Here is a 13318-nt window from a genome sequence, read left to right as displayed (position 1 = left end):
CCGCGCCACGGCCGGAGCCGGCGTTGTGGCCGCCGGGCGCGCGGGAGCGGGGGTGGCGACCGGAGCCGCGACCGGCGCGGGCGCGGGCGTCACCGGCTCGGGGGCCAGATAGGTCGCGGGGCGCGGCGGGCCGCTGTTGAGGCTGCGGGTGACGTCCGACGACGGCGGCGTCTGCGGAGCGGTCTGAGGCGCGCTCTGGGGCGCGGTCTGGCCGTGCGGGGCCGTGGCGAGCAGGACGGCGGCGGCGGAGGCGGCGGTGATCATGGGCCGACTGTCGCGCCTCAGCCCATGAACGGCAAGGCCCTGAGCGCATAGGCCACGGCGGCGGTCACGGCCGAGGCGGCGACGGCGAGACCGGCGAACCAGGCTAGCCGCTTCCACAGCGGGCCGGACGCCTCTCCCGGCTCGGGCGGGGGTTCGATTTTAATGATAGCCGGCCTCCGGCGTGACCTTGCCGCGGAACACCCAATAGACCCATGCGGTGTAGCCGAGGATCAGCGGCAGGATGGCCACCGTGCCGACCAGCATCAGGCCCAGCGCATTGTCCGGCGCCGCGCCCTCGCGGAAGTCCACCGCATAGGGAACGACATAGGGGAAGAAGCCGACGGCGAGACCGACGTAGCCGGACAGGAAGACCAGCACGGCGCCGAGGAAGGGCCAGACGTGGGAGGCGCGGGCGACGCCGACGGCCACCGTCGCCAGTCCGGCGAGGCCGAGCAGGGGAATGACGCTGAGCGGCAGGAAGCGGGCGATGTCCAGCCCTGCCCCGGTCCAGCCCCAGCGTTCGGCGACGAGCGGGTGCACCACCAGGGTGGCGACGCTGACGACGAGGAGGAACAGGGCGGTCAGGCCGCCGGCGATCACCGCCCAGCGGCGGGCGTCGCCGTGGAGGGCGTCGGTGGTCTTCCACATCAGCCAGGCGGCGCCGAGCAGGGCGTAGCCGCACACCAGACCGACCGCGACCAGCAGGGTGTAGGGGGTGAACCAGTCCCAGGTGCCGCCGGCGAAGCGGTCGCCGGCGACCTCGACCCCCTGGATGAAGCCGCCGAGGATCAGGCCCTGGGCGAAGGCGGCGAGGATCGAGCCGACGGCGAACATGGCGGTCCAGAACGGCCGGCCGCGGCGCAGGCCGCGGAAGCGGAACTCGAACGCGACGCCGCGCAGGATCAGGCCGGTCAGCATCAGCACCACCGGCAGGTAGAAGGCCGGCATCAGGATCGAATAGGCCAGGGGGAAGGCCGCGAGCAGGCCGCCGCCGCCGAGCACCAGCCAGGTCTCGTTGCCGTCCCAGACCGGGGCGACGGTGTTCATCATCACATCGCGATCCTGCTGCGAGCGCGAGAACGGAAACAGGATGCCGACGCCGAGATCGAAGCCGTCGAGCAGGACATAGAGCAGGACGGCGGTGGCGATCAGCCCGGCCCAGACGAAGGGAAGATCGAGGCTCATGTCGGATCTCCGGGGACTTCGTCGGGCGCGGCGGCGAGCGGGGTGCCGGGCGCGCGCAGGCCTTCGGGCGAGGGCTCGACCTCGCCGATCTCCGGGCCTTCGGCGAGCAGGCGCAGAATGTAGATGGCCCCGGCGACGAAGACGACGGCGTAGACGGTGATATAGATCAGCAGCGACGTCAGGACCGAGCCGGCGGTCACCGGTGAAACGGCGTCGGCGGTGCGCAGCACGCCATAGACGACCCATGGCTGGCGGCCGACCTCGGTGACGATCCAGCCGGCGATGACGGCGACGAAGCCGGCCGGGCCCATGGCCACGGCGAAACGCAGGAACCAGCGGTTGTCGGTCAGCCGCTTGCGCCACACCAGCCATGCGCCCCACAGGCCGAGGCCGATCATCAGCAACCCCAGCCCGACCATGACGCGGAAGCCCCAGAAGACGAGGAAGACCGGCGGCTGGTCCTCGGGAGGGACGGCGTCAAGACCGGTCACCACCTCGCCGGGCGGGGCGACGATGATCCCGGCGCCCGGGATGGCGATCTCGAAATGGTTGGACTGGGTGGCGCGGTCGGGGATGGCGAACAGGACCAGCGGGTGGTCGGCTTTCGTTTCCCAATAGGCCTCGATGGCGGCCAGCTTCTGCGGCTGATGCTCTTTCGCCACCTCGCCGGACCAGTGGCCGGCCAGCAGTTGCAGGGGCGCGACCACGGCCAGCAGGCCGACGGCCATGGTCAGGGCGATGCGGCTCTCGCGCTGTTGCGGGTTGCGCAGCAGCTGCCAGGCCGAGGCGGCGCCGACCACCAGCGAGGTGGTCAGGAAGGCGGCCATCAGCATGTGCACGAGGCGGGACGGGAAGCTGGGGTTGAAGATCACCTCCATGAAGCTAGTGGCGATGAAGCGGCCGTCGGGGAGGATTTCGAAGCCTTGGGGCGTCTGCATCCAGCTGTTGGCCGAGAGGATCCAGAAGGCCGAGATGCTGGTGCCGACGGCGACCAGAACGGTGGCGAGGAAATGCAGGCGCGGGCCGACCTTCTTCCAGCCGAACAGCATGACGCCGAGGAAGGAGGCCTCGAGGAAGAAGGCGGTCAGCACCTCATAGGCCAGCAGCGGGCCGATGACGCCGCCGGTCAGACGGATGAACTCGGACCAGTTGGTGCCGAACTGGTAGCTGAGCACGATGCCGGAAACGACGCCCATGCCGAAGCTGATGGCGAAGACCTTCACCCAGAACAGATAGAGCGTCTTGAAGGCCTCGCGCTTCGTGAACAGCCAGAGGCCTTCCAGCACGGCGAGGAAGGCGGCAAGGCCGATGGTGAAGGCCGGGAACAGGATGTGGAAGGCGATGGTGAAGGCGAACTGCATTCGCGACAGCAACAGCGCGTCGAACTCCACGGCAGCCCCCTGTAAATAACCCTAAGACAAGTAGGGCCTTACACCCACGGCGACGCTTCGTCCATGCGCCTTCCGTCGCGCGGCGGAACGCCGCAATCGGGGAAGAGGTCAGGCGGCGGGAAGTTCCACCCAGAAGGCGGCGCCTTCGCCGGGTGTGGAAACCACCCCGATCGTGCCGCCCTGCAGTTCGACCAGCCGCTTGGCCAAGGCCAGGCCGATGCCGTGGCCCTCGACCGTCGAGCGCTCGAGGCCCAAGCGGTTGAAGGGTTCGAACAGCTGGGCCTGCTTCTCGGGGGACAGGCCGGGGCCGCGGTCGATGACCTCGATGCGGACGCCGTCGTAGACCTTGCTGGCGCGGAAGACGACCAGGCCGCCGGAGCCGCCGTATTTGACCGCGTTCGAGGCCAGGTTGCAGATCACCTGGGTCAGGCGCTGGGAATCGGCCAGGGCGATCAGGCCGTCGCCCTCGCTGACGACGTGCAGGCGCAGACCCTCGGCCTCGGGGCGCAGCAGGGTGGCGCGGCGCACGTCCTCGAGCACGCCGGGGATGTCGGTCGGACGCAGCTCGACCTTGACCGCCCCGGACTCGGCGCGGGCCATGTCGAGCAGGTCGTGGGACAGCGCCTCGACCTGGCGCGCGGTCTTGACCAGCATCTCGGCCATCTCGGCCTGGGTCTCGGTGACCGGACCCAGCTGGCCGGTCTTCCACAGCTCGCCGATGCCGATGACGCCCCCGACCGGGCTCTTGATCTCATGCGCGACGTTGGCGAGCAGGCGGGACTTGGCCTCGGAGGCCCGTTCGGCGCGGACCTGGCCGGCCTTGGCGCGGTCGGACAGGCGGTCGCGCTCTTCCAGCAGGGAGGCGACGAGGAGGATCGGCATACAGCCGAACAGCACCATCAACTGGGCCAGCAGGGCCTGATCGGCGAGGTTTGGCCCGGCGGAGAGGAAGGGGCCCCGGCCCATCATGGCGCCGCCGACGGCGGTCAGGGTGACGATGACCAGGGCGGTGGCGACGCCCAGCACGCGGAACCGCACCGCGAACAGGATCAGCACCGGAATGACGACAAAGGCGACCTGGACCCTGGACTGGACGAAGACGCCGATGCAGACCGCGACCAGCAGACCAAGCAGGATGGCCGCCTCTGCGGCGCGCAGCGGATGGCGCACGGCGATCAGATGGCGTCGGGTCAGCGAGAGGCCGAAGGAGCTGATCACGGCGATGCCGAGCGCGTGGCCGAACCACCAGGTCTGGAAGGTGTGCAGGACGCTGGAGCCGTCGATCAGCTGCAGGGCTCCGGCGGCGATGGCCGCGGCGGGGATCGGAGCGATGACCGCGGCGCTGAGCAGGAAGCGGCAGGCGCCGTCGACGGTGGCGAGATTGAGCGTCGGGGCGAACCGCCGCGCCAGCAGGACGGCCGTGCCGATCTCGAGCATGTTGACGGCGGTGAACAGGGCGCTGAGGGCGTAGGAATTGCCGGCCAGCAGCTCGCCGGCGGCGATGCCGGTGGCCAGCAGGCCGGCGAAACACAGGTCGTAGGACGGACCGCGCGCGCTTCTGAGCCAGACCGCGACGGCCACCCCGCCCGCGCCCCAGAGGGCGGCGACGAGGCCGGCGGTGCGGGCGAACTCGATGCCCAGCACCACCAGCACCAGCACGGTCATGGCGGTGAAGATCGGCGCCAGCGGCTCACGGAAGAAGGCCACGGCGCTGTTGACGGCGATCGCATCTCCGCGCGACCGGGCGGCGGCCGGAGGCGCCGCAACCGGTTGGGAGGGGTCGAGCGCGCGGCTCATGATCATGGGGGTTCCGGGGGAGACGGAGTTTGCGACGCGTTTACCTAGCCCGCCGCTTCCTAATATCCCCTGAAGGTCAGGCGGTTTTCGCCAGCGCCTCGTTGAAGGCCGGGACCGCCGCGGCGGGCCCGGCCGGCGCGCTCCAGACCGCCGCGCTGACGGCGACGAAGTCGGCTCCGGCGCGGGCCAGATCGCCGGCCGTGGCCGGGGTTATGCCGCCAATGGCGACGCACGGGATCTCGACCGTCTCCTGCCAGATCGACAGGATTTCGGGATCGGGCCGGTGCAGGGTTTCCTTGGTGGTGGTCGGGAAGAAGGCCCCGAAGGCGACGTAGTCGGCCCCGGCCTCGGCCGCGTCCATGGCCAGTTCGCGGCTGTCGTGGCAGGTGACGCCGATCATCGCGTCCGGCCCCATTACGCGCCGGGCCTCGGCCACGGCGGCGTCGGACTGGCCCAGATGGACGCCATCGCAGCCGGAACGGGCGGCGAGATCGGGCCGGTCGTTGAGGATCACGGCGACGCCGTGGGCGCGGGCGACGGGGGCCAGAGCCTCGACGGCGGCGAGGATCATGGCGTCGTCAGCCGGTTTCAGCCGGATCTGCAGGGCGGCGACGTCGCCGGCGGCGAGGGCGGCCTCAAGCTGGCCCGCGAAGGCGGCCAGGTCGGGGATGACCGGCGGGGTGATCAAATACAGCCGGCAGGGCGGGCGCGGGGGGACGACGGGTTCTCTGGCCATGCGGAGCAAGTGCGGCGGCGCGGGCCGGGCGTCAATCCCGCCTACGTACAAGACCGGAGTGCGAACGACTTGCATTCGCCGTGAACGGACTGGTATAGCGAACCATTCGCAATCTCATGGGTTCGCTCCCTTGTACGTCTGCAACTGCAACGGCCTTCGCCAGCGTGACGTGGCCCTCGCCATTGAGGCGGGCGCCTGCCGTCCCAAGGACGTGTTCGACCGCCACCAGTGCCGTCCGCAGTGCGCTCGCTGCGTCTGCGAGATGCGCCAGATGATCGACGACACGCGCCAGTCGTTCGCCCTCGCCGCCGAATAGGCCGGCCAATCTCCCACGGGAGATTCATTCGCATTTTCAATGTGGTGAGAAGTGTTCGCAGGTGAACACAACGGCTGTTTTCGTGTTAATTGCCGGGGACAGGCGCGGGTTGATCAGGCCGTCACGACGACGGACGTCCCGTGAACGAAAGAGACGACCATGAAGGGCGATCCCGCGATCATCCGCACCCTCAATGCGGTGCTGACCAACGAGCTGACGGCGGTCAACCAGTATTTCCTGCACGCCCGAATGTTCGAAAGCTGGGGCCTGAAACATCTCGGCCAGGTCATCTACGACGAATCGATCGGCGAGATGAAACACGCCGACAAGCTGATCAAGCGGGTGCTGTTCCTCGACGGCCTGCCGAACCTGCAGGACCTGCACAAGCTGAAGATCGGCGAGAGCGTGGTCGAATGCTTCGGCGCCGACCTGCAGCTGGAGCTGGGCGGGCGCGACACGGTGATCGCCGGCATCGCCCAGTGCGAGGCCGCGAAGGACTTCATCAGCCGCCAGATCCTGACCGAAATCCTCGCCGACACCGAGGAGCACATCGACTTCCTCGAGGCCCAGTTCAAGCTGATCGAACAACTGGGCGAGCAGAACTATCTGCAGTCGGCGATGACCGAGATCGCGCCGGACCGGTCGGCCACGGGGAACTGACCCCCGGCCCGCCCATTCCGCTCCCACGCTGCAAGGGAGCCCCGGCATGAGTATCGACAACGCCCTCGAAGACGCGCGCGACGTCGCGACGGACTTTCTCAACGCCGACGGGCGCGATCCGCGCCATGTGATAGTGGGGGTCGCCCTGACCGTAGGCTTCGCCCTGGCGGCGACGATTTTCGCGACGCGGACCCTGGCGCCGACGCGCGACCGGCCGGGCGACGGCCATGCGCCGGTGACGGAGCGGCCGCGCGGGCCGCTGAGTCTGATCCTGCCGGCGGTGTTTTCCGTCACCACCCTGTCGGCGGTGCGGGTGTGGAATGCGCCGCACGCGCGCGAGCGCACCGTCGCCATGGGCCTGTGGGCCGGGGCCCAGGCGCTGAACGCGGTGTGGATCGCCCTGCGGCCAGCCGGCCGGGGGCTGCAGATCGCCGCGGCCATGTCGTCGGCGGGCATGGCGGCCGCCTTCGCCCACGAGGCGCGCAAGATCGACCTGCGGGCCGGCCAGCTGGCCTCGCCGATCGGCGGCCGCACGCGTCTGGCCAACAAGGTCGAGGACCAGGCGACGGTGCACTGAGGGCCGACAGGCCGCGCCTTGCCGGGAGGCGCGGCTTCCTCTAGGGACTGCGGCCGTTCGCGCGCCGTGCGAGGCTTGCGCCCACCCCTTCCGAGACAGCGATGAAAATCAACGGCAACAACATCAAGCCCGGCATGGTCCTGCAGGTGAACGGCGGCCTGTGGGTCGTCACCAAGGCCAGCCACGTCAAGCCGGGCAAGGGCGGCGCCTTCGCCAACGTCGAGGCCAAGAACCTCGAGACCGGCAACAAGCTGAACGAGCGCTTCCGGTCGGAAGACAAGGTCGAGCGCGTCACGCTGGAGCAGAAGGATTTCTCCTATCTGTACGACGGCGGCGACAGCCTGGTGTTCATGGACGACGCCACCTTCGAGCAGATCGAACTGCAGAAGGACTGGGTCGGCGAGGACCGCATCCCCTATCTGCAGGAGGGCATGAAGGTGGTCATCGAGATGCACGAAGAGCGTCCGATCGGCCTGACCCTGCCCGACCACGTCAATCTGGAAGTGGTCGAGACCGAGCCGACGGTGAAGGGGCAGACCGCCTCGTCGTCCTACAAGCCGGCCATCGCCAACAACGGCGTGCGCATCATGATCCCGCCCTATATGGGCGTCGGCGAGAAGATCGTCGTGGACACCACCACCGGCGAATACGTCCGCCGCGCGGAATAGCAGTGATTAGTGGTTAGTGATTAGTGGTTGGCCGCGTCATCGGCGGCGCCCGACCTGCAATCACTAACCACTAATCACTAACCACTCGGCCCCGTTCGGGGCCGTTGAACTTCTCCGCACCTCCGGGCGACACGCCTTTTCAGGAGCTGCGGACCAGGAGATTCCCCCATGGCCCTCGCCTCCGCCCTCGTTTCCGTGATGCTGGACGCGGTTCGCAAGACCGCCCGGCCGATGCTGCGCGACTTCGGCGAGGTCGCCCAGCTTCAGGTGTCGCGCAAGGGTCCGGGCGACTTCGTCACCGCCGCCGACGTCCGCGCCGAGGACACCCTGTACGAACTGCTGATGAAGGCGCGGCCGGGCTACGGCTTCCTCGGCGAGGAGCGCGGCATGGTCGAGGGGACCGACAAGTCGCACACCTGGATCGTCGATCCGATCGACGGCACCACCAACTTCATGCACGCCATGCCGCATTTCGCCATCACGGTGGGGCTGCAGCGGACCGCGCCGGACGGCCATTCCGAGATCGTCGCGGGCGTCACCTACAACCCCGTCATGAACGAGCTGTTCTGGGCCGAAAAGGGCAAGGGCTGCTATCTGAACGATCAGCGCATCCGCGTGGCGGGGCGCAAGGACCTGTCGGAGAGCCTGGTCGCCACCGGCCTGCCGTTCATCGGCAAGATGGGGCATGCGCAGGCGATCAAGGACATCCACGCCATCGGCCAGCGCGTGGCCGGCATCCGCCGCCTAGGTTCGGCGGCGCTGGACTTCGCCTGGGTCGCGGCCGGACGGTACGACGCCTATTACGAGCGCAATCTACAGCCGTGGGACGTGGCGGCGGGCATCCTGTTCGTCACCGAAGCGGGCGGGGTGGTGACGACCATCGACGAGGACGGAAACCCGATGACGGGCGGCCAGATCCTGGCTTCGAACAGCGATCTGCACCCGCAGCTGCGCAAAGTGCTCAGAGGCTGATTTCCTTCCCCCTTCACGGGGGAAGGTGGCCGGCGGAGCCGGTCGGATGGGGGTGCTGGTTCAGCTGCGCCCGGCGGTTGGGCGAAGCGGCGCGGAAGCCGCCAACTGGACGGAGGGGTGTTTCACCCCCCATCCGTCGCGCTCCGCGCGCCACCTTCCCCCGCAAGGGGGGAAGGAAGATCATCAGCCTGTCACCTTGCCCCCCTACCCCGGAGCCATGTTCCGGATCATCCTGCTGGCCATGACGCTTCTGACGGCGGCCCCCGCCTTCGCCGAACCGCTGATCTTCGCCCACCGCGGCGCCTCGGGCGAGCGGCCCGAGCACACGCGCGCGGCCTATGTGCTGGCCATCGAGCAGGGCGCGGATTTCATCGAGCCCGATCTGGTGATGAGCCGCGACGGGGTGCTGGTGGTGCGGCACGAGAACGATATCGGCGGGACCACCGATGTGGCGGATCAGCCGGAGTTCGCGGACCGGCGCGCCACGCGGACCGTGGACGGCGTGGCGGTGACCGGCTGGTTCACCGAGGACTTCACCCTGGCCGAGCTGAAGACGCTGCGGGCGCGCGAACGGCTGCCGGCGCTGCGGCCGGGCAGCGCGGCGTTCGACGGGCGGGAGGGGATCCTGACCTTCGACGAGGTGCTGGATATCGCGTCGACGGCGGGCGTGGGGGTGGCGCCGGAGCTGAAGCATCCGACGCATTTCGCGGGGCTGGGTCTGGCGATGGAGGACGCGCTTGTGGCGGTGCTGGAGCGGCGCGGGCTGACGGGGGCGGATGCGCCGGTGCTGGTGCAGTGTTTCGAGGTCGGGGCGTTGGAGCGGCTGGCGCTGCGGATCGATACGCCGCTGCTGCAGCTGATGGCGCGCGAGGGCGGGCCGGCTGACCGGCCGGCGCTGACCTATGCGGCGATGGCGACGGCGGAGGGGCTGGCCGGGGTGGCGGCCTATGCCGGCTGGATCGGGGCGGATACGGCGCTGATCGAGCCCGAGCCGGGGACGCCGACGGGGCTGATCGCGGATGCTCATCGGGCGGGGCTGAAGGTGGCGGGGTGGACCTTCCGGGCGGAGAACGCCTTCCTGCCGGAGGGGGACCGGGTCGGGGATGATCCGGCCGGGCACGGTCGGTTGCGCGAGCGGCTGGCGCGGTTCGCCGGGTACGGACTGGATGCGGCGTTTATGGACCAGCCGGGGCTGCGGTAGCATCACCTCTCCATCGGCGAAGGCCGATGGGGAGGACAGACCGCGCAGCGGTCAGGAGGGGCCGGCGCCGGCCCATGTGGGTTCGCGCCGGACTCACTCACCGCCTGCGCCGCCCCCTCCTGATCATCGCTGACGCGCCGATCTGTCCTCCCCATTCGCCTACGCGAATGGAGAGGTGAGCGGTCAGCCGTTGATCTGGCCGAAATCCGCCACCCGGCCCATGACGGCGCGGACGTTGCCCAGCAGTTTCAGGCGGTTGTCGCGTTCGGCGGCGACATCCGAGTTGACCATCACCCCGGTGAAGAAGGCGTCGACCGGGGCGCGCAGGGCGGCGAGGGCGTGCATGGCGGCGGCGAAGTCCTCGGTCTCGAGGGCGGCGTCGACGGCGGTCGCGGCGGCGGCGGCGGCGAAGGCGAGCGTGGTCTCCTCGGCCGGCTGGCCGGGCAGGCCGGTCTCGACCATGCCGGTCGGGACGGGGCCCTTCTTCTCCTCGGCGCGCAGGATGTTGGAGGCGCGCTTGTAGCCGGCCAGCAGATTGGCCCCGTCGTCGGTGGCGAGGAAGGCGTCGAGCGCCTCGACCCGGCGGACGATGCGGACCAGGTCGTCGTCGCCGAGGGCGAAGACGGCGTCGACGAGGTCGTGACGCTTGCCCTGGTCGCGAAGGAGGACCTTCAGGCGGTCAATGAAGAACCGTTGCAGGTCGTAGACGGTCTCATCTCTGAGCCACAGGAGAGCTCGATCTGCGGGGAATGGGTAGTCGCCGACCTTGTTGAACTCGCGGTCCAGCGCCTGGTCGCCATTCATTCCATATTCGTTCAGCGCGATAGTCGAAGCGTTGAGTCTGTCGAGGAGTTCTTGGAGCCGAACCTCGCCGTGATCTTGAAGTTGACCAAGAAGAACATCTTCAAAAATCAGCATCCTGCCGATTATTCCAGACTGCAAAACCGGCTCAACGCCCTTGGACGTGAGGTCATAGAATCCAGTCCCGTGAAGCTCCTCCGTTCGGCGCTGTATCCACGCCGGAACAGCGTTTCGGGTATGTAGCCGGAAGCTCACGACGATGAGTTGCCAGAAGGTAGCGCGAACTTCGTTCTCCAGAAGCAACCGGATCACGCCCAGCGCCGCTCTCCGAAGGGCGAACGGGTCCTTTGAGCCGGTCGGCTTCTCGTCGATGGCGAAGAAGCCGACGAGGGTGTCGAGCTTGTCGGCGAGGGCGACGGCGACCGTCAGCGGGGCGGTCGGGACGGTGTCAGCGGGGCCCTGCGGCTTGTAGTGGTCGCGGACGGCGTCGGCGATGGCGTCGGAGTGGCCGAAGGCGCGGGCGTAGTAGCCGCCCATGACGCCCTGGAGTTCGGGGAACTCGCCGACCATGCCCGAGGTCAGGTCGGCCTTGGCCAGCTGGGCTGCGGCTTCGGCCTGATCCGGGTCGGCGCCGACCAGGGGGGCGATCTCGCGGGCGAGGGCGGCGATGCGCTCGACGCGTTCGGCCAAGGTGCCGAGCTTCGCATGGAAGGTGACGCCCTTGAGCTTGTCGTTCCAGACGTCGAAGCCGGTCTTGAGGTCCTCGTCCCAGAAGAAGCGGGCGTCGTTCAGCCGGGCCGAGAGGACGCGGCTGTTGCCGGCGGCGAGGGCCTGGCCGCCGTCGGAGGCCTCGACATTGGCGACGACGACGAAATGGGGGGCGAGGGCATGTGCGGCCGCACCCCCCTCCCCCGCTTCGCGGGTACTCCCCCCGGCGGGGGGAGATTGGCGGACGGCGAAATATTTCTGGTGCACCTTCATCGATAGGCGGACCACCTCGGGCGGCAGGTCGAGGAACTGCGGGTCCATGTCGCCGAGGATCGGGGTCGGCCATTCGGCGAGGCCGGCGACCTCGTCCAGCAGGCCGTCGTCGTCGACGAGGACGAGGCCCTTGTCGGCGCAGACCTTCCGCGCGCCGTCGAGAATGCGCAGCTTGCGGTCGGCGACGTCGAGGAGGACGTAGTCGGCTTCCAGCTTTTTGCGGTAGTCGGCGAAGTCCCTGACCGCGAACGGCCGGCCGGCGCCGAGGAAGCGGTGGCCCTCTGTGACGTCGCCGCTGGCGATTCCGTCGATGTCGAACGGCACCACCGAGCCGTCGAACAGGGCGACGATCCGCTTCAGCGGGCGGACCCAGCGCAGGGTCCCGGAGCCCCAGCGCATCGACTTGGGCCACGGGAAGTTGCGCACGATCTGGTCGACCATGTCGGGGATCAGGGCGGCGGTGGACTGGCCCTCGTGGCGGAGCACGGCGAACAGGACGCCGTCGCGCTCGGTCAGCTGGTCGCGGGTCAGGCCGGTCTTGCGCAGGAAGCCGTCCAGCGCCTGTTCCGGGGCGTTGGCGCGCGGGCCCTTGAGCTCCTCCTCGCGATCGGGCGTGGCCGACGGCAGGCCGTCGACGACGAGGGTCAGGCGGCGCGGGCCAGCGTAGGTGGTCAGGGCGTCGTAGCTGAGGCCGGCGGCCTTCAGGCGTTCGGCGGCCATGCGTTCGAGGTCGCGCGCGGCGCCGGACTGCATCCGGGCGGGGATTTCTTCGGAGAAGAGTTCGAGGAGGAACTGGGCCATTATGCGCGCCCCCTTTCCTGTTCGACCCATTCCGTGGCGCAGGCCTTACACAGGTCGCGGATGCGGCCGATGTAGCTCTGGCGTTCGGCGACGGCGATGGCGCCGCGGGCGTCCATCAGGTTGAACAGGTGCGAGGCCTTGAGGACCTGGTCGTAGGCGGGCAGGACCAGGGCCTGGCCCTGCGGGCCCTTCATGGCGAGGAAGCGCTCGACCTCGGCGACCATGTCCTCGAACCGGCGCTTCAGGCCGTCGACGTCGTAGCCGTGGAAATTCGCCTCGGACTGCTGGCGCTCGTTCTCGAGGAAGACCTCGCCGTAGGTCAGGCCCTCCTTGGTGAACTTCAGATCATAGACGTTGTCGACGCCCTGGACGTACATGGCCAGACGCTCCAGCCCATAGGTCAGTTCGCCCGAGACGACGTCGACCTCGATGCCGCCGACGCCCTGGAAATAGGTGAACTGGGTCACCTCCATGCCGTCGCACCAGACCTCCCAGCCGAGACCCCAGGCGCCGACGGTGGGGTTCTCCCAGTCGTCCTCGACGAAGCGGATGTCGTGCAGTTTGGGATCGATGCCGATCGCCGCCAGCGACCCCAGATACAGCGCCTGGAGATCGTCCGGGTTCGGTTTCAGGATCACTTGATATTGGTAATAGTGTTGTAATCTATTGGGATTTTCGCCGTATCGGCCGTCGCCGGGACGGCGGCTGGGCTGGACATAGGCGGCCTTCCACGGGCGCGGGCCGAGGGCGCGCAGCACCGTGGCCGGGTGCAGGGTGCCGGCGCCGACCTCGATGTCATAGGGCTGGAGAATGGCGCAGCCCTGATCGCCCCAGTATTTGTGGAGCGTCAGAATCAGGTCCTGGAAGGCGAGCGGTTCGGTGGTCACGGGTGGCTGTTTCGTCTGGGGGAGAAGGCGGCGGACCCTAGACGGACAGGCTTGAGCGGGGAAGCCCCGACTCCCTTCCCC

Annotated in this window: 12 protein-coding genes and 1 pseudogene; 6 read left to right on the top strand and 7 right to left on the bottom strand. The window is 68.9% G+C overall.

Annotated elements, in window-relative coordinates; all coding sequences use genetic code 11:
* The 5 genes and pseudogenes from ACK4JY_RS05675 to thiE all read right to left on the bottom strand — a co-directional run.
* Positions 1-264: pseudogene (locus ACK4JY_RS05675) on the bottom strand (hypothetical protein); the annotation flags it as partial.
* Between the two features lie 159 nt (positions 265-423).
* Entirely contained in the window at positions 424-1449 is a 1026-nt protein-coding gene (cydB, locus tag ACK4JY_RS05670; RefSeq protein WP_409603662.1) for a cytochrome d ubiquinol oxidase subunit II, read from the bottom strand.
* Positions 1446-2840, bottom strand: a complete 1395-nt coding sequence (locus ACK4JY_RS05665; protein WP_409603660.1) for a cytochrome ubiquinol oxidase subunit I — start codon at positions 2838-2840, stop codon at positions 1446-1448. Before ACK4JY_RS05665 ends, cydB begins: the two co-directional genes overlap by 4 nt.
* A gap of 108 nt (positions 2841-2948) precedes the next feature.
* Positions 2949-4643: an ATP-binding protein gene (locus tag ACK4JY_RS05660; protein WP_409603658.1), complete on the bottom strand. Its 1695-nt coding sequence runs from the start codon at positions 4641-4643 to the stop codon at positions 2949-2951.
* 70 nt (positions 4644-4713) lie between these two features.
* Positions 4714-5373: a thiamine phosphate synthase gene (thiE, locus tag ACK4JY_RS05655; RefSeq protein WP_409603656.1), complete on the bottom strand. Its 660-nt coding sequence runs from the start codon at positions 5371-5373 to the stop codon at positions 4714-4716.
* A 130-nt stretch (positions 5374-5503) separates the two neighbouring features.
* On the opposite strand from thiE, the gene ACK4JY_RS05650 reads away from it, so the two are divergent.
* The 6 genes from ACK4JY_RS05650 (at position 5504) to ACK4JY_RS05625 (ending at position 9767) form a co-directional block, all read left to right on the top strand.
* A complete protein-coding gene (locus ACK4JY_RS05650) occupies positions 5504-5689 on the top strand; it encodes a bacterioferritin-associated ferredoxin (protein ID WP_409603654.1) in 186 nt (61 codons plus the stop codon).
* 159 nt (positions 5690-5848) lie between these two features.
* Positions 5849-6349, top strand: a complete 501-nt coding sequence (bfr, locus tag ACK4JY_RS05645; protein ID WP_409603652.1) for a bacterioferritin — start codon at positions 5849-5851, stop codon at positions 6347-6349.
* Between the two features lie 46 nt (positions 6350-6395).
* Entirely contained in the window at positions 6396-6926 is a 531-nt protein-coding gene (locus tag ACK4JY_RS05640; protein WP_409603650.1) for a TspO protein, read from the top strand.
* Positions 6927-7027: 101 nt separating this feature from the next.
* Positions 7028-7594, top strand: a complete 567-nt coding sequence (gene efp, locus ACK4JY_RS05635; protein WP_409603648.1) for an elongation factor P — start codon at positions 7028-7030, stop codon at positions 7592-7594.
* Positions 7595-7762: 168 nt separating this feature from the next.
* Entirely contained in the window at positions 7763-8566 is an 804-nt protein-coding gene (locus ACK4JY_RS05630) for an inositol monophosphatase family protein (protein WP_409603646.1), read from the top strand.
* A 217-nt stretch (positions 8567-8783) separates the two neighbouring features.
* Positions 8784-9767 carry a glycerophosphodiester phosphodiesterase family protein gene (locus ACK4JY_RS05625; RefSeq protein ID WP_409603644.1) on the top strand — a complete coding sequence of 328 codons (984 nt, stop codon included), beginning with the start codon at positions 8784-8786 and terminating at the stop codon, positions 9765-9767.
* 183 nt (positions 9768-9950) lie between these two features.
* On the opposite strand, the gene glyS is transcribed toward ACK4JY_RS05625, so the two are convergent.
* Positions 9951-12350 carry a glycine--tRNA ligase subunit beta gene (gene glyS / locus ACK4JY_RS05620; protein WP_409603642.1) on the bottom strand — a complete coding sequence of 800 codons (2400 nt, stop codon included), beginning with the start codon at positions 12348-12350 and terminating at the stop codon, positions 9951-9953.
* Positions 12350-13237, bottom strand: coding sequence for a glycine--tRNA ligase subunit alpha (locus ACK4JY_RS05615; protein ID WP_409603640.1), 888 nt, complete (start codon positions 13235-13237; stop codon positions 12350-12352). The genes glyS and ACK4JY_RS05615 overlap by 1 nt, the downstream gene beginning before the upstream one ends.
* Between the last annotated feature and the right edge of the window lie 81 nt (positions 13238-13318).

This window comes from Brevundimonas sp., from assembly GCF_046295595.1.
Classification (GTDB): domain Bacteria; phylum Pseudomonadota; class Alphaproteobacteria; order Caulobacterales; family Caulobacteraceae; genus Brevundimonas.
Note: the sequence above shows the minus strand (reverse complement) of the source record. Positions and strands in the feature narration are given on the sequence as shown.